General features: G+C 73.0%; 16 protein-coding genes. 14 read left to right on the top strand and 2 right to left on the bottom strand.

Annotation, left to right across the window (positions count from 1 at the left end):
• The first annotated feature begins 90 nt into the window (after window positions 1-90).
• The 11 genes from hrcA to V2W30_RS13250 all read left to right on the top strand — a co-directional run bounded on the left by hrcA (window position 91) and on the right by V2W30_RS13250 (window position 11,951).
• Window positions 91-1,107: a heat-inducible transcriptional repressor HrcA gene (gene hrcA / locus V2W30_RS13300; protein ID WP_338696367.1), complete on the top strand. Its 1,017-nt coding sequence runs from the start codon at window positions 91-93 to the stop codon at window positions 1,105-1,107.
• Window positions 1,108-2,244 (top strand): molecular chaperone DnaJ, encoded by a 1,137-nt coding sequence (gene dnaJ / locus V2W30_RS13295; protein WP_338696366.1) that lies wholly within the window; start codon window positions 1,108-1,110, stop codon window positions 2,242-2,244. It begins immediately after the preceding gene.
• A gap of 169 nt (window positions 2,245-2,413) precedes the next feature.
• On the top strand, window positions 2,414-3,487 hold the full coding sequence (locus V2W30_RS13290; RefSeq protein ID WP_338696365.1) for a nitronate monooxygenase: 1,074 nt from the start codon (window positions 2,414-2,416) through the stop codon (window positions 3,485-3,487).
• Window positions 3,484-4,230, top strand: coding sequence for a 16S rRNA (uracil(1498)-N(3))-methyltransferase (locus V2W30_RS13285; protein ID WP_338696363.1), 747 nt, complete (start codon window positions 3,484-3,486; stop codon window positions 4,228-4,230). The genes V2W30_RS13290 and V2W30_RS13285 overlap by 4 nt, the downstream gene beginning before the upstream one ends.
• An 86-nt stretch (window positions 4,231-4,316) precedes the next feature.
• A complete protein-coding gene (locus V2W30_RS13280) occupies window positions 4,317-4,709 on the top strand; it encodes a VOC family protein (RefSeq protein WP_338696361.1) in 393 nt (130 codons plus the stop codon).
• 99 nt (window positions 4,710-4,808) lie between these two features.
• Window positions 4,809-5,354 (top strand): hypothetical protein, encoded by a 546-nt coding sequence (locus tag V2W30_RS13275; protein WP_338696359.1) that lies wholly within the window; start codon window positions 4,809-4,811, stop codon window positions 5,352-5,354.
• Between the two features lie 61 nt (window positions 5,355-5,415).
• Window positions 5,416-8,622, top strand: coding sequence for a S41 family peptidase (locus V2W30_RS13270; protein ID WP_338696357.1), 3,207 nt, complete (start codon window positions 5,416-5,418; stop codon window positions 8,620-8,622).
• Window positions 8,623-8,675: 53 nt separating this feature from the next.
• Window positions 8,676-9,542: an RNA polymerase sigma-70 factor gene (locus V2W30_RS13265; RefSeq protein WP_338696355.1), complete on the top strand. Its 867-nt coding sequence runs from the start codon at window positions 8,676-8,678 to the stop codon at window positions 9,540-9,542.
• Between the two features lie 77 nt (window positions 9,543-9,619).
• Window positions 9,620-9,973, top strand: a complete 354-nt coding sequence (locus V2W30_RS13260) for a histidine triad nucleotide-binding protein (protein WP_338696353.1) — start codon at window positions 9,620-9,622, stop codon at window positions 9,971-9,973.
• 12 nt (window positions 9,974-9,985) lie between these two features.
• A complete protein-coding gene (locus V2W30_RS13255) occupies window positions 9,986-10,894 on the top strand; it encodes a ribonuclease Z (RefSeq protein WP_338696351.1) in 909 nt (302 codons plus the stop codon).
• A gap of 25 nt (window positions 10,895-10,919) precedes the next feature.
• Window positions 10,920-11,951: an adenosine deaminase gene (locus V2W30_RS13250; protein WP_338696349.1), complete on the top strand. Its 1,032-nt coding sequence runs from the start codon at window positions 10,920-10,922 to the stop codon at window positions 11,949-11,951.
• On the opposite strand, the gene V2W30_RS13245 is transcribed toward V2W30_RS13250, so the two are convergent.
• Entirely contained in the window at window positions 11,903-13,267 is a 1,365-nt protein-coding gene (locus tag V2W30_RS13245; protein WP_338696347.1) for an MFS transporter, read from the bottom strand. The genes V2W30_RS13250 and V2W30_RS13245 overlap by 49 nt on opposite strands.
• Window positions 13,268-13,513: 246 nt before the next feature.
• Entirely contained in the window at window positions 13,514-14,320 is an 807-nt protein-coding gene (locus tag V2W30_RS13240; RefSeq protein ID WP_338696345.1) for an IclR family transcriptional regulator, read from the bottom strand.
• 114 nt (window positions 14,321-14,434) lie between these two features.
• Here V2W30_RS13240 and V2W30_RS13235 point away from each other — a divergent pair, with 114 nt between their 5' ends.
• From V2W30_RS13235 to V2W30_RS13225, 3 genes are all read left to right on the top strand, one after another.
• Entirely contained in the window at window positions 14,435-15,388 is a 954-nt protein-coding gene (locus V2W30_RS13235; RefSeq protein ID WP_338703592.1) for a 5-dehydro-4-deoxyglucarate dehydratase, read from the top strand.
• Window positions 15,385-16,689, top strand: coding sequence for a glucarate dehydratase family protein (locus V2W30_RS13230; RefSeq protein ID WP_338696343.1), 1,305 nt, complete (start codon window positions 15,385-15,387; stop codon window positions 16,687-16,689). Before V2W30_RS13235 ends, V2W30_RS13230 begins: the two co-directional genes overlap by 4 nt.
• A 94-nt stretch (window positions 16,690-16,783) precedes the next feature.
• On the top strand, window positions 16,784-16,975 hold the full coding sequence (locus V2W30_RS13225) for a hypothetical protein (protein ID WP_338696341.1): 192 nt from the start codon (window positions 16,784-16,786) through the stop codon (window positions 16,973-16,975).
• The last annotated feature ends 17 nt before the right edge of the window (window positions 16,976-16,992 follow it).

Here is a 16,992-nt window from a genome sequence, read left to right as displayed (position 1 = left end):
CGTACACTGAGCCGGGGACGATTGGCACTCGCCCGCGGGGAGTGCCAAAAGGGAAGATCACGACGAGAAGGTCGCTGGAGGTGTGCGCCGATGCTCAGTGAACGCAGGCTCGAAGTGCTGCGCGCCATCGTCCAGGACTATGTCGGAACCGAGGAGCCGGTGGGCTCCAAGGCGCTCACCGAGCGGCACCGCCTCGGCGTCTCGCCGGCGACGGTGCGCAACGACATGGCCGCCCTGGAGGACGAGGGATACATCGCCCAGCCGCACACCAGTGCCGGGCGCATCCCCACCGACAAGGGGTACCGCCTCTTCGTCGACAAGCTCACGAACGTCAAGCCGATGACCGCCCCGGAGCGCCGGGCCGTCCAGAACTTCCTGGAGGGCGCGGTCGACCTGGACGATGTCGTCGGGCGGACCGTGCGGCTGCTCGCGCAGCTCACCCGCCAGGTCGCGATCGTCCAGTACCCGTCGCTGACCCGGTCCACCGTGCGCCACGTCGAGCTGCTCTCGCTGGCGCCCGCCCGCGTGATGCTCGTGCTGATCACGGACACCGGGCGCGTCGAGCAGCGGATGATCGACTGCCCGGCGCCGTTCGGCGAATCGTCTCTGGCGGATCTGCGCGCCCGGCTCAACAGCCGGATCGCGGGCCGCCGCTTCGCCGACGTACCGCAGCTGGTGCAGGATCTGCCGGAGGCCTTCGAGGCGGAGGACCGCGGCACGGTCTCGACGGTGCTCTCCACTCTTCTGGAGACGCTCGTCGAGGAGTCCGAGGAACGGCTGATGATCGGCGGCACCGCCAATCTCACCCGCTTCGGACATGACTTTCCCCTCACTATCCGACCCGTTCTCGAAGCCCTTGAGGAGCAGGTCGTGCTCCTCAAGTTGCTTGGTGAGGTGGGGGATTCGGGCATGGCCGTACGGATCGGTCACGAGAACGCCCATGAGGGGCTCAACTCCACGTCCGTCGTGTCGGTCGGCTACGGTTCGGGCGGCGAGGCAGTCGCCAAGCTCGGCGTGGTCGGACCGACCCGCATGGATTACCCGGGAACGATGGGAGCAGTACGCGCAGTGGCACGTTACGTCGGACAGATCCTGGCGGAGTCGTAAGTGGCCACGGACTACTACGCCGTACTCGGCGTGCGCCGCGACGCTTCCCAGGACGAGATCAAGAAGGCTTTTCGGAGGCTCGCGCGCGAGCTGCACCCGGACGTGAATCCGGATCCGAAGACCCAGGAGCGGTTCAAGGAGATCAACGCCGCCTACGAGGTGCTCTCCGACCCGCAGAAGAAGCAGGTCTACGACCTCGGGGGCGACCCCCTGTCGCAGTCCGGCGGAGGCGGTGCCGGAGGCTTCGGCGCCGGTGGGTTCGGGAACTTCTCGGACATCATGGACGCGTTCTTCGGGACCGCGTCGCAGCGCGGCCCCCGGTCGCGTACGCGCCGCGGACAGGACGCCATGATCCGGCTCGAGATCGAGCTGGACGAGGCCGCCTTCGGGACCACCAAGGACATCCAGGTCGACACCGCCGTGGTCTGTACGACCTGCAGCGGCGAGGGCGCGGCCCCCGGTACCTCCGCGCAGACCTGTGACATGTGTCGCGGTCGCGGTGAGGTCTCGCAGGTCACGCGGTCCTTCCTCGGCCAGGTCATGACCTCGCGGCCGTGTCCGCAGTGCCAGGGGTTCGGCACCGTCGTGCCGACGCCCTGCCCGGAGTGCGCCGGTGACGGCCGCATCCGGTCGCGGCGGACGCTGACCGTGAAGATCCCGGCCGGTGTGGACAACGGCACGCGGATCCAGCTCGCGGGCGAGGGCGAGGTCGGCCCCGGCGGCGGCCCCGCCGGTGACCTGTACGTGGAGATCCACGAGCTGCCGCACCCGACCTTCCAGCGGCGCGGCGACGATCTGCACTGCACGGTGACGATCCCGATGACGGCGGCGGCTCTCGGTACGAAGGTGCCGCTGGAGACGCTCGACGGCATGGAGGAGATCGACATCCGGCCGGGCACGCAGTCCGGCCAGTCGGTTCCGCTGCACGGGCGCGGTGTCACACATCTGCGGGGCGGCGGCCGAGGCGACCTGATCGTGCACGTCGAGGTCATGACGCCGCAGAAGCTCGACCCCGAGCAGGAGCGGCTGCTGCGGGAGCTGGCCAAGCTGCGCGGCGAGGAGCGGCCCACCGGGCAGTTCCAGCCGGGACAGCAGGGGCTGTTCTCACGGCTGAAGGACGCGTTCAACGGGCGGTGAGCCGGTGGGAGCGGGGCCCGGGATCTCTTCCCGGGCCCCGCCCCTTTCGCGTCCGCGGCGCCACCGGTTCCCGTGGGGTGCCGGGTGCGGCTCCGGCCTCGTCGCTCGCGCCCGCCGAGGGCGGAACGCCCGATTCGGCGGACCGAATGGGACGTGGCACGATGCGGTCATGTCCTCCGCACTGACCGATCTCTGTCACTATCCGATCGTGCAGGCCCCCATGGCGGGCGGCGCCTCCTGTCCCGTGCTCGTGGCCGCCGTCGGCGAGGCGGGCGGGCTCGGGTTCCTCGCCGCCGGGTACAAGACGGCCGACGGCATGTACCAGGAGATCAAACAGGTGCGGGGGCTGACGAACCGTCCCTTCGGCGTCAACCTCTTCATGCCGCAGCCCGACTGTGCCGATCCGGCCGCCGTCGACGTCTACCGCCACCAGCTCGCCGGTGAGGCCACCTGGTACCAGACCGCGCTCGGCGACCCCGACAGCGGCCGCGACGACGGCTACGACGCCAAGCTGGCCATCCTGCTCGACGACCCGGTGCCGCTGGTCACCTTCACGTTCGGCTGCCCCACCCGCGAGGTCGTGCAGGCGCTGCAACGCGTCGGCACCCGCAGCGCCGTCACCGTCACGACGGTCGACGAGGCGCGGGCCGCGCAGCACGTGGGCGCCGACGCCGTGTGCGTCCAGGGCATCGAGGCCGGCGGCCACCAGGGCACCCACCGCGACAACCCCGAGGCCGACGGCAGCGGCGTCGGACTGCTGTCGCTGGTCGGCCAGGTGCGGGAGGCCGTACAGCTGCCGATCATCGCCGCCGGCGGCATCATGCGGGGCTCGCAGATCGCCGCGGTGCTCGCCGCCGGCGCCGATCTCGCGCAGCTCGGCACCGCGTTCCTGGTCACCCCGGAGTCCGGGGCGCCCACGCTGCACAAGCGGGCCATGACCGATCCGCTGTTCACCAGGACCGAACTGACCCGGGCGTTCTCCGGGCGGCCCGCGCGCGGGCTCGTCAACCGGTTCCTGCGCGAGCACGGACCGTACGCGCCCGCCGCGTACCCGCAGATCCACCACATGACGTCACCGCTGCGCAAGGCCGCCGCCAAGGCCGGTGACCCGCAGGGCATGGCGCTGTGGGCGGGGCAGGGGCACCGGTTCGCGCGGGAGCTGCCCGCCGGGCAGCTCGTGGAGGTCCTCGCCGCCGAACTCGACGCCGCCAAGGCCGCGTTGGGGCAGCGGGGTGCCGAGTGACGGCGCCGGTGTTCGTCGTCGAGGGCGCGGTCCCCGGCGACGGTGCGTATGTGCTCGACGGGCCCGAGGGACGTCACGCCGTCTCCGTGAAGCGGCTGCGGGCGGGCGAGGCCGTGGTCCTCACCGATGGGCTCGGGGCGTGGTGCGACGGTGTCGTCACCGGGAGCGAGGGCAAGGACCGGCTGCTCCTCGACGTCGGCCCGGCGCGGGTCGAGGACGAGGAGCAGCCGCGGATCACCGTCGTCCAGGCGCTGCCCAAGGGCGACCGGGGTGAGCTCGCCGTCGAGACGATGACCGAGACCGGCGTCGACGCGATCGTGCCGTGGGCCGCGTCCCGCTGCATCACGCAGTGGCGGGGTGAGCGCGGGCTCAAGGCGCTCGGGAAGTGGCGGGCCACCGCGCGGGAGGCCGGGAAGCAGTCGCGGCGCGTGCGGTTCCCCGTGGTGGCGGACGCCGCGTCGACGAAGGAGGTCGCCAAGCTGCTCGCGGCCGCCGACTTCGCGGCCGTGCTGCACGAGGACCGGGACGCTCCCAGCGGCGCCCTCGCCTCGGCCGAACTGCCCACGAGCGGCGAGATCGTACTCGTCGTCGGGCCCGAGGGCGGGGTGTCGCCGGAGGAGCTCGCCGTGTTCGAGGAGGCCGGAGCGCTGCCGTTCCGGCTCGGCCGCAGCGTGCTGCGCACGTCCACCGCGGGAACGGCGGCGGTGGCGCTGCTGCTGGGACGCACGGGACGCTGGGGCTGAGCGGCGGCCGGTGGGACGCGTAACGGCGTGACCACGCACTGTGGTTCACACGGTGGTGTCGCCGGGTGCGGCCGTAAACTGGGGCCATGGAACTCGCCCAGGTGAGGCTGCTCGTCAGTGACTTCGGTGCCTGCTACCGGTTCTACGCGGATGTGCTCGGGCTCAAACCGCAGTCCGGTGCGGAGCGCGGGCCGTACGAGAAGTTCTCGCCACCCGGCGGATCCGCCGGGATCGCCCTCCAGGACCGGGCCATGATGGCCGAGATCCTGGGCGAGGTGGGGGAGCCCGCCACCGGCCACCGCTCGCTCGTGGTGCTGCGCGTCGACGATCTGGACACCTACTGCGCCCAGGTCACCGAGCGCGGCGGCGTCCTCGTGCACGGGCCCGTGCCGTTCACGGAGCGGATGCGCGTCGCCCACCTCAAGGATCCCGAGGGCAATCTCGTCGAGCTCCAGGAGTGGCTGCTGCTGCGCGGCTGACCGCCGGCGGGCCCGCTGTGGCCGCAAGTGCTCTACCGCCCGGGTGGCGGGGCTGTCATGCTGCCGCCCATGGGGGCTTTGAGGCGTATTGGATCCCGTTTGCGGCACCGGCGTCTCCTTGCGACCGGCGCGCTGATCGCCGCCGCCGTCGCCGGAGGCGTCGCCTGCGAACCGATCGGCGGAGACCTGAACCCGTCCACGGTGGCGGCCACCACCGACCAGGAAGCCACGCAGGAGCTGGAGCGGCAGCACGCCCCCGTGGCGTGGATCAGCTGCACCGCGTCGTACAACGGCCGCTCCACGCCCAGCAGTTCGACACCGAGCGAGGTCGAGGTGGACTGCCGGGGCAAGACGGACAAGGGCGAGGACATCCGGATCAAGGGATGGGCGCACGGCGTCGTCTCCGGCCACTGTGTGCGCGGCGACTTCATCGGGCGCGTCGAGGGCAAGGTCTGGTTCCACCTCGCCGTCCTCGGCAACTGCGCGGAGTCCGGCTCGACTTCGCACCCGCCGCAGAACCCGCCGCCCTCGCACGACGACCAGCCCACCCGGCACGAGCCGCAGCCCGGGACCACGCGCACCGTCACCCAGACCGTCACCGTGTACCCGCCCGATCCGACGTGCTCCTGCTTCCAGGGCAAATGAGCCGTACGAAAGTGATCAGACCGGGTGACGGCGGACGTGACGCAAATTTAGGGTGGGCGGGGTGACGACTCCTGCGTACCTCCGATTCCCGCATCCGCACGGCGAGTCGGTGGTCTTCACCGCCGAGGACGACGTGTGGGCCGCACCCCTCGACGGCGGCCGTGCCTGGCGGGTCAGCGCCGACAACCTGCCCGTGAGCCATCCTCGGATCGCACCCGACGGCGCCACCGTCGCCTGGACGTCGCGGCGCGACGGCGCCCCCGAGGTGTACGTCGCCCCGGTCGACGGCGGCTTCGCCAAGCGCCTGACGTACTGGGGGAGTTGGACCACCGCCGTGCGCGGCTGGACGCCCGACGGGCGGGTCCTCGCCGTCAGCGCGCACGGGCAGGCCTCCTCGCGCCGCAGCTGGGCGCGGGCGGTGCCGCTGGACGGCGGACCCGCCGAGACACTGCCGTACGGGCCCGTGGGCGGCGTTGCGTACGGCCCCGAGTCCCAGGTGCTGCTGCTGTCCGCGCCGATGGGCCGCGAGGCCGCCTGGTGGAAGCGGTACCGGGGCGGCACCGCGGGCAAGCTGTGGATCGACCCGGAGGGCGGCGGCGACTTCGTACGGCTGCACGCGGACCTCGACGGGAACATCGAGTGCCCGATGTGGGTGGGCGAGCGCGTCGCGTTCCTCTCCGACCACGAGGGCGTCGGGGCGCTCTACTCGTCCCTGCCCGACGGGTCGCAGCTGCGCAGGCACTCGGCCCTTGACGGGTTCTACGCCCGGCAGGCCGCCACCGACGGCGACCGGGTCGTGTACGCGAGCGCCGGTGAACTGTGGGTCGTCGACGCCCTGGGCGAGGACGCGCAGCCGCGGCGGATCGACGTGCGGCTCGGCGGACAGCGGGCCGATCTCCAGCCGCGCCCGGTGGACGCCGCCCGCTGGTTCGGGGCCGCGTCGCCCGACCACACCGGACGCGGCAGCGCCGTCGCCGTGCGCGGCGCCGTGCACTGGGTGACGCACCGCTCCGGGCCCGCCCGCGCCCTCGCCGCCGAACAGGGCGTCCGCGCCCGGCTCCCGCACACCTTCCGCGTCGACGGCGAGGAACACGTGGTGTGGGTGACCGACGCCGAGGGCGACGACGCGCTGGAGTTCGCGCCCGCCACCGGCGCCGCCGCCGGCGCCACCCCGCGCCGGCTCGGCGCCGGACGGTTCGGCCGGATCCTCGGGCTGGCCGTCGCCCCGGACGGCGGCCGGGTCGCCGTCGCCGCGCACGACGGGCGGATCCTCCTGGTCGAGCGGGAGAGCGGGGACGTACGGGCCGTGGACCGCAGCGAGGACGGGCACGCGACGGGTCTCGTGTTCTCGCCGGACTCCGGCTGGCTCGCCTGGTCGCACCCCGGACCGCACGGGCTGCGCCAACTGAAGCTCGCCAACGCCTCCGACCTCGCCGTCACCGAGGCGACCCCGCTGCGGTTTCGGGACTACGCGCCCGCGTTCACCCTCGACGGCAAGCACCTGGCCTTCCTGTCGGCGCGCTCCTTCGACCCGGTCTACGACGAGCACGCCTTCGACCTGGCCTTCGTGAGCGGGGCGCGGCCGTATCTGATCACGCTGGCCGCGACGACCCCGTCGCCGTTCGGGCCGCAGCGGCACGGCCGCCCGTTCGACGCCCCGGACGCGCCCGGGGCGGAGACGCCCGACAGCGAGGGCGCGCCCGTCACCCGCGTCGACCTGGAAGGGCTCGGCGACCGCATCGTGGCGTTCCCCGTCGAGGCCGCCCGCTACTCGACGCTGCGTACCGCCAAGGACGGCGTGCTGTGGCTGCGGCACCCGGTGCGCGGCGTCCTCGGCGACTCCCGGGCCGGACTCACGGACCCCGAGCCGAAGACCCGGCTCGAACGCTACGACCTGGCCCAGCGGCGCATCGAGGAACTCGGCTCCGACGCCGACCACTTCGAGGTCACCGGCGACGGCAAGCGCGTCCTGCTGTGGACGGGCGAGGTCCTGAAGGTCGTGCCCAGCGACCGGCGCCCCGCGCACGACGACGACTCCGACACCAACATCACCGTCGACCTCGGCCGGATCAGCCAGAGCGTCGACCCGGCCGCGGAGTGGCGGCAGATGTACGAGGAGACGGGCCGCCTGATGCGCGACAACTTCTGGCGCGCGGACATGAACGGCGTCGACTGGGACGGCGTCCTCGACCGCTACCGTCCCGTCCTCGACCGGGTCGCCACGCACGACGACCTCGTGGACCTCCTCTGGGAGGTGCAGGGCGAACTGGGCACCTCGCACGCCTACGTCGTGCCGCGCGGCTCGGGGAACTCCGCCGCCCGCCGCCAGGGGCTGCTCGGGGCCGACATCTCCCGTCAGGAGGACGAGAGTTGGCGGATCGACCGGGTGCTGCCCTCCGAGACGTCCGACCCGCGGGCCAGATCGCCGCTGGCCGCGCCGGGCGTCGCCGTGCGCGCCGGAGACACGATCGTGGCGGTGGGCGGGCGGCCCGTCGACCCGGTGGCCGGGCCCGCGCCGCTGCTCGTCGGCACCGCCGGCAAACCGGTCGAGCTGACCGTGTCACCGGCCGGCGGCGGCGATCCGCGGCACGTCGTCGTGGTGCCGGTCGACGACGAGGAGCCGCTGCGCTACCACGCGTGGGTCGCCGACCGGCGGGCGTACGTCCACGAGCGGTCCGGCGGGCGGCTCGGCTATCTGCACGTACCGGACATGCAGGCGCCCGGGTGGGCGCAGATCCACCGCGATCTGAGCGTGGAGGTCGCGCGGGACGGACTGATCGTCGACGTACGGGAGAACCGCGGCGGCCACACGTCGCAGCTCGTCGTGGAGAAGCTGGCGCGCCGTGTCGTGGGCTGGGACCTGCCACGCGGCAGCCGCCCGTTCTCGTACCCGATGGACGCGCCGCGCGGTCCGGTGGTCGCCGTCGCCAACGAGTTCTCCGGGTCCGACGGCGACATCGTCAACGCGGCGATCAAGGCACTCGGCATCGGGCCCGTGGTCGGCGTACGGACCTGGGGCGGCGTCATCGGGATCGACAGCCGCTACCGGCTCGTGGACGGGACGCTGGTGACCCAGCCCAAGTACGCCACCTGGATGGAGGGGTACGGGTGGGGCCTGGAGAACCACGGGGTGGACCCGGACGTGGAGGTGGTGGCCACACCGCAGGACGCGGTGGCCGGGCGGGACCCGCAGCTGGACGAGGCGGTCAGGATCGCGCTGGCGGCCCTGGCGGAGAACCCGGCGAAGACCGCGCCCACGGCGCTGTGACCGGTTCCGGGGACGCGGTGTCACAGAACCGGGGGCGTCGGCGTCTTGTGCGTATGGACTCTGCCACCGAGGCGTTCGTCGCCCACCGCAAGCTGTTGTTCACGGTCGCCTACGAGATGCTCGGCTCGGCCGCCGACGCCGAGGACGTGCTCCAGGAGGTCTGGCTGCGCTGGACGGGAGTGGACTTCGAGGAGGTGCGCGATCCGCGCGCGTTCCTGGTGCGGATCACCACCCGGCAGGCGCTGACCCGGCTGCGGACGCTGCGCCGCCGCAAGGAGTCCTACGTCGGACCGTGGCTGCCCGAGCCACTGCTCACCGCGCCCGACGTGGCCGAGGACGTCGAGCTCGCCGACAGCGTCTCCATGGCGATGCTGCTGGTCCTGGAGACGCTCGGACCCACCGAGCGGGCGGTGTTCGTGCTGCGCGAGGTCTTCGGCCTGGACTACGACGAGATCGCGGCCGCCGTCGACAAGACCCCGGCCGCCGTCCGGCAGATCGCCCACCGCGCGCGCAACCACGTCGCGGCCCGCCGCCCGCGCGGCACCGTGACCCCGGCCGAGAGCAAGGGCGCCCTGGAGGCGTTCCGGCGGGCGGTCGAGACCGGCGATCTGCAAGGGCTGCTCGACATGATCGCCCCGGACGTCGTGCTGCTCACCGACGGCGGCGGCGTCGTCCAGGCCGCTGTCACGCCCATCGTCGGCGCCCGGCGCGTGGTCGAGGTCCTCGCCCGCATCTCCGGGCTCGCGGAGCTCAGGCCCGCGCAGGTCAACGGCCATCCCGCGGTGTTCGTACGGATCGCGGGCGAGGTCGACAGCGTGCTGGCCGTGCGGATCGACGACGGCCTCATCAGCGGCATCTACGCCGTCCGCAACCCCGAGAAGCTGTCCCGCGTCGCGCGGGAGGCCGCCGTCGGCCGCTGAGAGCCCGTGAACACTCCCGTCCGGCAGATCGATACGATGCCGCCGTACCCGAGACGCCCCGCGCGAAGGAGCCGAACGTGCCCGGAGAACCCCAGGCCGACTGCCTGTTCTGCAAGATCGTCGCCGGGGACGTGCCCGCGACGATCGTCCGGGAGACCAAGACCACCGTCGCGTTCCGGGACATCAACCCGCAGGCGCCGACCCACGTCCTGGTCATCCCGCGCGTCCACCACGCCGACGCCGCCGCCCTGGCCGCCGCCGAACCGGAGATCGCCGCCGACGTGCTGCGCGAGGCCGGCGAGGTCGCCAAGGAGGAGGCGCTGGACAGCTACCGGATCGTGTTCAACACCGGCAGCGGCGCCGGCCAGACCGTCTTCCACGCACACGCCCACGTCCTGGGCGGCCGCGGCCTCCAGTGGCCTCCCGGTTAAGAGCGACCACCTGTGTCCGTACGGGAGTTCGTCGTCCTCGGCACCGCGAGCCAGGTGCCGACGCGGCACCGCAACCACAACGGCTATCTGCTGCGCTGGGACGCCGAGGGCATCCTCTTCGACCCCGGCGAGGGAACCCAGCGGCAGATGCTGCGCGCGGGTGTCGCCGCGCACGACATCGACCGGATCTGCGTCACCCACTTCCACGGCGACCACTCCCTCGGTCTCGCGGGCGTCATCCAGCGCATCAATCTGGACCGGGTGCCGCACCCGGTGACCGCCCACTTCCCGGCCTCCGGGCAGCGGTTCTTCGACCGGCTGCGGTACTCCACCGCGTACCACGAGACCGTCGGCATCACCGAGGAGCCGGTCAGCGGTGAGGGCGCGGTGCTCGCCGACACCCCCGCGTACCGGCTGGAGGCGCGCAGGCTGTCGCACCCCGTCGAGTCGTACGGCTACCGGCTCGTGGAGCCCGACGGGCGGCGGATCCTGCCCGAGCGGCTCGCCGCGCACGGCATCGCCGGACCCGACGTGGGGCGGCTCCAGCGCGAGGGAAGCCTCGGCGCGGTCACGCTCGACGACGTGAGCGAGGTGCGGCGCGGCCAGCGGGTCGCCTTCGTCATGGACACCCGGCTGTGCGAGGGCGCGGAGGCGCTCGCCGAGGGGTGCGATCTGCTCGTCATCGAGTCGACCTTCCTCGACGAGGACCGCCGACTCGCCGCCGACCACGGTCACCTGACCGCCGGGCAGGCGGCCCGCGTCGCCCGGGACGCGGGCGTGCGGCATCTCGTCCTCACGCACTTCAGCCAGCGCTACAGCGATCCGCAGGAGTTCGAGCGGCAGGCCCGCGCCGCCGGGTTCGACGGCGAGCTGACCGTCGCCCGCGACCTCGACCGGGTGCCCGTGCCGAAGCGTGGGTGATCGGGTCCCTGCGTACGATGGCCGGATGTCCCTCGCACCACTCGCTCGCATCCCCAAGGCCGAGCTGCACCTGCACATCGAAGGCACCCTCGAACCCGAGCTGGCCTTCGAGCTCGCCGCCCGCAACGGCATCACGCTGCCCTACGCCGACACCGAGGCGCTCCGCACGGCGTACCTCTTCGCCGACCTCCAGTCGTTCCTCGATCTCTACTACGGCCTGATGGCCGTCCTGATCACCGAGGACGACTTCGAGGCGCTCGCCGACGCCTACCTGGCGCGCGCCGCCGAGCAGGGCGTGCGGCACGCGGAGATCTTCTTCGACCCGCAGGCGCACATGGCGCGCGGTGTCTCGATGGGGACCGTCGTCGAGGGGCTCTCGCGGGCGCTCGCGCGCAGCGAGGAGCGGCACGGGGTCACCACCAAGCTCATCCTGTGCTTCCTGCGCGACCAGTCCGCCGAGTCGGCGATGGAGACCCTGGAGGCCGCGAAGCCGTACCTCGACCGGATCGTCGGCGTCGGCCTGGACTCCGCCGAGGTCGGCAACCCCGCCTCCACGTTCCGCGAGGTGTACGAGGCCGCGGGCGCGCTCGGCCTGCGCAAGGTCGCGCACGCGGGCGAGGAGGGCGACCCGTCGTACGTGTGGGAGGCCCTGGACATCCTCGGCGTCGAGCGCGTCGACCACGGGCTGCGCTCCCTGGAGGACCCGGAGCTCGTCGCCCGTCTCGTACGGGACCGGATCCCGCTGACGCTCTGCCCGCTGTCGAACGTGCGGCTGCGGGCCATCGACGTCCTGGAGGACCACCCGCTGGTCAAGATGATGGACGCGGGCCTCGTGTGCACCGTGAACTCCGACGACCCCGCCTACTTCGGCGGCTATGTCGGCGACACCTTCCACGCGGTGCACGAGGCCCTCGCCCTCGACCACGAACGGCTGCGGACGCTGGCCCGCAACTCGTTCGTGGCGTCGTTCCTCGACGGCAGCGCCGAGGAGGAGGCGCTGCGGGCGCGCTACCTCGCCGAGGTCGAGGCGTACGAGCTGGACGACATCTCGGGCTGAACTCCTGACGGGCCCGCCGTCGTGGACGTCGTGAACTCGCCCTGCACCGGATCCGGCAGGGCCTCCGCGACGACGGCGGGCACCTCGATCTCCACCACCGGCATCTCGGGCACGCCCGACGGCGGGACGACCGCGCCGACCGGGGCGCCGCTGTGCCGCCTGGCCGCACCCGCGAACAGCGGGCGGCCACCGGTGTGCAGGGTGACCGCGGTCAGCGGCACCGCCAGCAGGAGCAGCGCCACGGCGAGCATCGTGCCCATCGCGGGGAAGCCGGCCGCCTGCGACAGCGAGCTGCCCACCAGGGGCCCGCACGCCGTGCCGAGCGACGACGCCGAGCCGACCAGGACCGCCCAGCGGCCGCGCGGGTCGAGCGAGGCGGCCAGGCCCAACAGGTACGAGAGCACCACCGGGTAGAGGGTGTTCCAGGCGATCTCGCCGGTGGCGAAGGACGCGAGGCCGTCCGCGCGGGCGCTCAGCGCGATGCAGCAGGCGATCGCCGCCGTGCCCACGCCGATCGGCAGCGCGCGGCCGGCCCGCACGCCGAGCGCACCCGCGCCGATCACGCCGAGCAGCCCGGCGCCGAGCGCCACCGCGAAGACACTGCCGACGGCGACCTCGCTCAGGCCCGCCTGCTCGGTGCCGATCCGGCTGCTGACGCCCCACAGGGAGTTCTGCGCCATCGACCAGCAGACCAGGGTGCCGGCCAGGACCAGTCCCGAACGGGCGTGGGGGAGCGGGGACCTGGGGGCCTGCGCGGCGCGGTTGTCCGGCGTGGCGGCGCCCGCGAGGCGGCTCGTCGCCGGCCATACGGCGAGCGCGGTGGCGGCCAGCGCGGCGAACGGCAGGCCGTGTCCGTCGCTGATCCGCGGGAGGGTCAGATACAGGGCGCCCGCGAGGGCGGAGACGCTCAGCAGGCCGAGCGTGGACGCCCGGTGCGGATCTTTCTGCGCGGCGATCCCGGTCGCGGCGACGGCGGTCGCCGTGCCCGAGCCGAAGCCGCCGATCATCGCACCCGCGACGACCAGCGGGACGGTGGCGGTCAGCGCCGCGGTGCCGTAGCCGACGGCGGCGAGGAGGAGTCCGGCGCGGGCGGCGCGACGGGCGCCGATGCGTTCCACGCGGGCGGCGAGCACCAGGCCCGCGGTGGCCGAGCTCAGCAGCAGGGCGCTGCCCATGAGACCGGCCTGGGTGGGCGAGAGGTGCAGGCCGGCGGCGAGTCGGCCGACGACCGTGGGCAGCAGATAGGCAGCGAGATAGCCGGCCGTGAAGAGGGCTATGAGTGCGGGCAGTGCGGGCCGGGGAGCGCGCGAAGACACGGGCAGTCCTGGAGAACGGACCCCCTGCCCGGACACGTGGGACCGCTGTTTTGGGCAAGGGGGTGGTAAGGAAAAGGGGGTGGTGGAGCGCGACGTCTTTGCGAACGGGACCGAACCGGGGACGCCCTGCGCGGCCAATTTGTATCAAGCCGGAGGGGCCGCGCAGAAGCCGGGGCTGTGTGACCTGAGACACATGTGGTTTGGGTGGGGTGCGGCCGGGTAGCGGAGGGCCTTTTCGCCTGCTCGCTAACGCCAGTTGGGGGTGCCCGCGGAGCCCCGGTGGGCCGTCGTCTCGATCTTCGTGCGGGTCTCACGCATGACCGCGACGATGCGTTCCTCGTGCTCCGGCGTGAGCCGTGCGACCGGCACCGAGCAGCTGATCGCGTCGTGCGCCGGAGACGCGTAGCGCAGGGCGAATCCGAAGCCGACGATGCCGGGGACGCCCTCCTCGCGGTCGATCGAGTGACCGCGGGCGCGGATTTCCGCGAGATCGGCGGCGAGCGCCTCGCGGGTGGTCAGGGTGTTCCCGGTGGCCCGCGCGTACGGGCCCGCCGGGAGCGCGTCGTCGGGGCGCTCGGCGAGCAGCGCCTTGCCCAGGGCGCCGACGTGCGCGGGCAGCCGCCGCCCGACGCGACTGATGGTGCGCAGGTACTCGTGCGACTCCCGCGTCGCGAGGTACGCCACGGCGAACCCGTCCAGGCGGCCCAGGTGGATCGTCTCGCCGAGCGCCTCGGACGCCTCGTCGAGGAACGGCCGCACCGCCCGCACGTACGGGTCCGTGTCCAGGTAGCTGGTGCCGGTCAGCAGGGCGTGGATGCCGATGCCGTACAGCGATCCGGTGACGTCGGTGCGGACCCAGCCGCGGCCGATGAGTGTCTGGAGCAGCGCGTACATGGAGCTGCGTGGCACGGCCAGTTCGTCCGCGAGCTCCTGGAGGCGGGCCGGGCGGTCGCCGCGGGCGGCGAGCACGTCGAGCAGCTCGACGGTGCGGGCCGCGGACTTCACCTCGCGGACGCCGCGGACCTGCTCTTCGTGCTCCGGCTGCTCTGGCATGCGCTGATCGTAGACGCCGACCCATTGACGGCCCCTGTTCGCGTATCTAATCTCCATCTACATGTGTGGATGGCATCTACGGACGAAGACAGAAGGAGCTGACAGGTGGCGGCGATGGTGAACGGTGACGTGGTGGCACGACTGCGAGAGGGCATGGCGCACGGCGTCCTCTCGTTCCCGCTGACGAGCTTCGACGAGCGGGGCGCCCTCGACCTCGACGGCTTCCGCGCCTACGTCGCCGCCCAGGTGGACACCGGACCCGGCGCGGTCTTCCCGGCCTGCGGCACCGGCGAGTTCTCCTCCCTCGACGAGGACGAGTACCGCCGGGTCGTCACCGCCGCCGTCGAGGAGAGCGCGGGACGCGTGCCCGTCGTCGCGGGCATCGGCTACGGCTGGGCGCAGGCGGTCCGCTTCGCGCGGATCGCCGAGGAGGCCGGCGCCGACGCCCTCCTCGTCCTGCCGCACTACCTCGTGCGCGGACCGCAGAGCGGACTCGTCGCCCAGGTCGAGCAGATCGCGGCCCGCACCCGGCTGCCGCTCATCGTCTACCAGCGCGACCAGGTCGCCTTCTCCGTCGCCTCGCTGCGGCGCGTCGCCGCCCTGCCGGGCGTCATCGGCCTCAAGGACGGCCACAGCGACCTCGACCGCCTCCAGCGCCTCACGCTCGCCGCACCCGAAGGCCTCCTGTTCTTCAACGGCGCCGCCACCGCCGAGATCCAGGCCCGCGCCTACGCCGCCGTCGGCGTCCCCGCCTACTCCTCGGCCGTGCACGCCTTCGCGCCCGAGATCGCCGCCGCCTTCTTCGTCGCCCTGCGCGACGGCGACCACGCCCGCGTGGACCGGCTGCTGCGCGAGTTCTACCTCCCCTTCGTCGAGATCCGCGACCGCGTGCCCGGGTACGGGGTCTCCCTCGTCAAGGCCGCCGCCCGGCTGCGCGGCCGCCCCGTCGGGCCCGTCCGCGCCCCGCTCGCCGACCCCACCCCCGGCGACCTCGCCGACCTGGAGCGGGTGCTCGCCGCCGGCCTCGACCTCGTATCCGCCCCCACCCTCGCCGGAGCCGCCCGATGAGCACGACGCCCGACCTCACCATCACCGACGTCCGGCTCACCCCGATCCTCGTCGCCGACCCGCCCCTGCTGAACACCCAGGGACTCCACCAGCCGTACACGCCCCGGCTCATCGTCGAGGTCGTCACCGCCGACGGGGTCACGGGCGTCGGCGAGACGTACGGCGACGCCAAGTACCTGGAGCTCGCCCGCCCCTTCGCCGACAAACTGACAGGCCGTCAAGTATCGGACCTGAACGGCCTGTTCGTCATCGCCGACCAGGTGGCCGTGGACGACGCGCGCGTCGACGACCAGGTCGACGTGGGCGGCCTGCGCGGTGTCCAGACCGCCGACAAACTGCGGCTGTCCGTCGTCTCCGGATTCGAGGTCGCCTGCCTCGACGCACTCGGCAAGGCGCTCGGCCTGCCCGTGCACGCCCTGCTCGGCGGCAAGCTGCGCGACTCCGTCGAGTACAGCGCGTACCTCTTCTACAAGCACGCCGACCACCCCGAGGGCATCGCGAGCGAGAAGGACGACTGGGGCGCCGCGACCGACCCGGCCGGAGTCGTCGCCCAGGCCCGCCTCTTCCACGAGCGGTACGGCTTCGAGTCGTTCAAGCTCAAGGGCGGCTGCTTCGCCCCCGACGAGGAGATCGCCGCGATCCGCGCCCTCGCCGACGCCTTCCCCGGCAAGCCGCTGCGCCTCGACCCCAACGGCGCCTGGTCCGTGGAGACATCGCTCAAGGTCGCCGACGCGCTGCGCGACGTCCTGGAGTACCTGGAGGACCCCGCGCTCGGCACGCCCGCCATGGCCGAGGTCGCCGCCAGCGCCGGCGTCCCGCTCGCCACCAACATGTGCGTCACGACGTTCGCGGAGATCGAGGAGGCCTTCCGCTCCCGCGCCGTGCAGGTCGTCCTCTCCGACCACCACTACTGGGGCGGGCTGCGCAACACCCAGCAACTCGCCGCGATCTGCCGGACGTTCGGCGTCGGCATCTCCATGCACTCCAACACACACCTGGGCATCAGCCTCGCCGCCATGACCCACGTCGCGTCCACCGTGCCGAACCTCCACCACGCCTGCGACTCCCACTACCCGTGGCAGTCCGAGGACGTCCTCACCGAGCGCCTCACCTTCGAGGGCGGCCGCGTCGCCGTCCCCGACGCGCCCGGCCTCGGCGTGGAACTCGACCGGGACAAGGTCGACGCGCTGCACCAGCGGTGGCTCGACCCGGCCTACGCCCACCTGCGCGACCGGGACGACGCGGCCGCGATGCGCGTCCTCGACCCGGACTGGGTCACCCCCGCCGTCCCGCGCTGGTAACCCGCCCGCCCCACGGGTCCGGGCTTCCCCCGCCTCCTGGGGACTGGTTACTGCGGACACGAGCGGCTCCGGTCGTGGGGCAGGTGAGGGGAGGGTGGGGCACCCCGCCGCCGTCCAGTCGGCCATCCGCAAGAGCGTCGTCGGGTTCCTCGCCGCGCTCAGCGTCCTGTTCGTGCGCGGCGGCGGACGCAACGACACCGTGCGCACGGCCCGCCGCCCCGCCCCGCGCCGGCGGCCCGGGACGGCACCCGGCACCGCCGCACGTATCGGTCCCGCGACCAGCTGATGTCACCCGCGGTGGTA

This window comes from Streptomyces sp. Q6 (assembly GCF_036967205.1).
GTDB classification, from domain to species: domain Bacteria; phylum Actinomycetota; class Actinomycetes; order Streptomycetales; family Streptomycetaceae; genus Streptomyces; species Streptomyces citrinus.
Note: the sequence above shows the minus strand (reverse complement) of the source record. Positions and strands in the feature narration are given on the sequence as shown.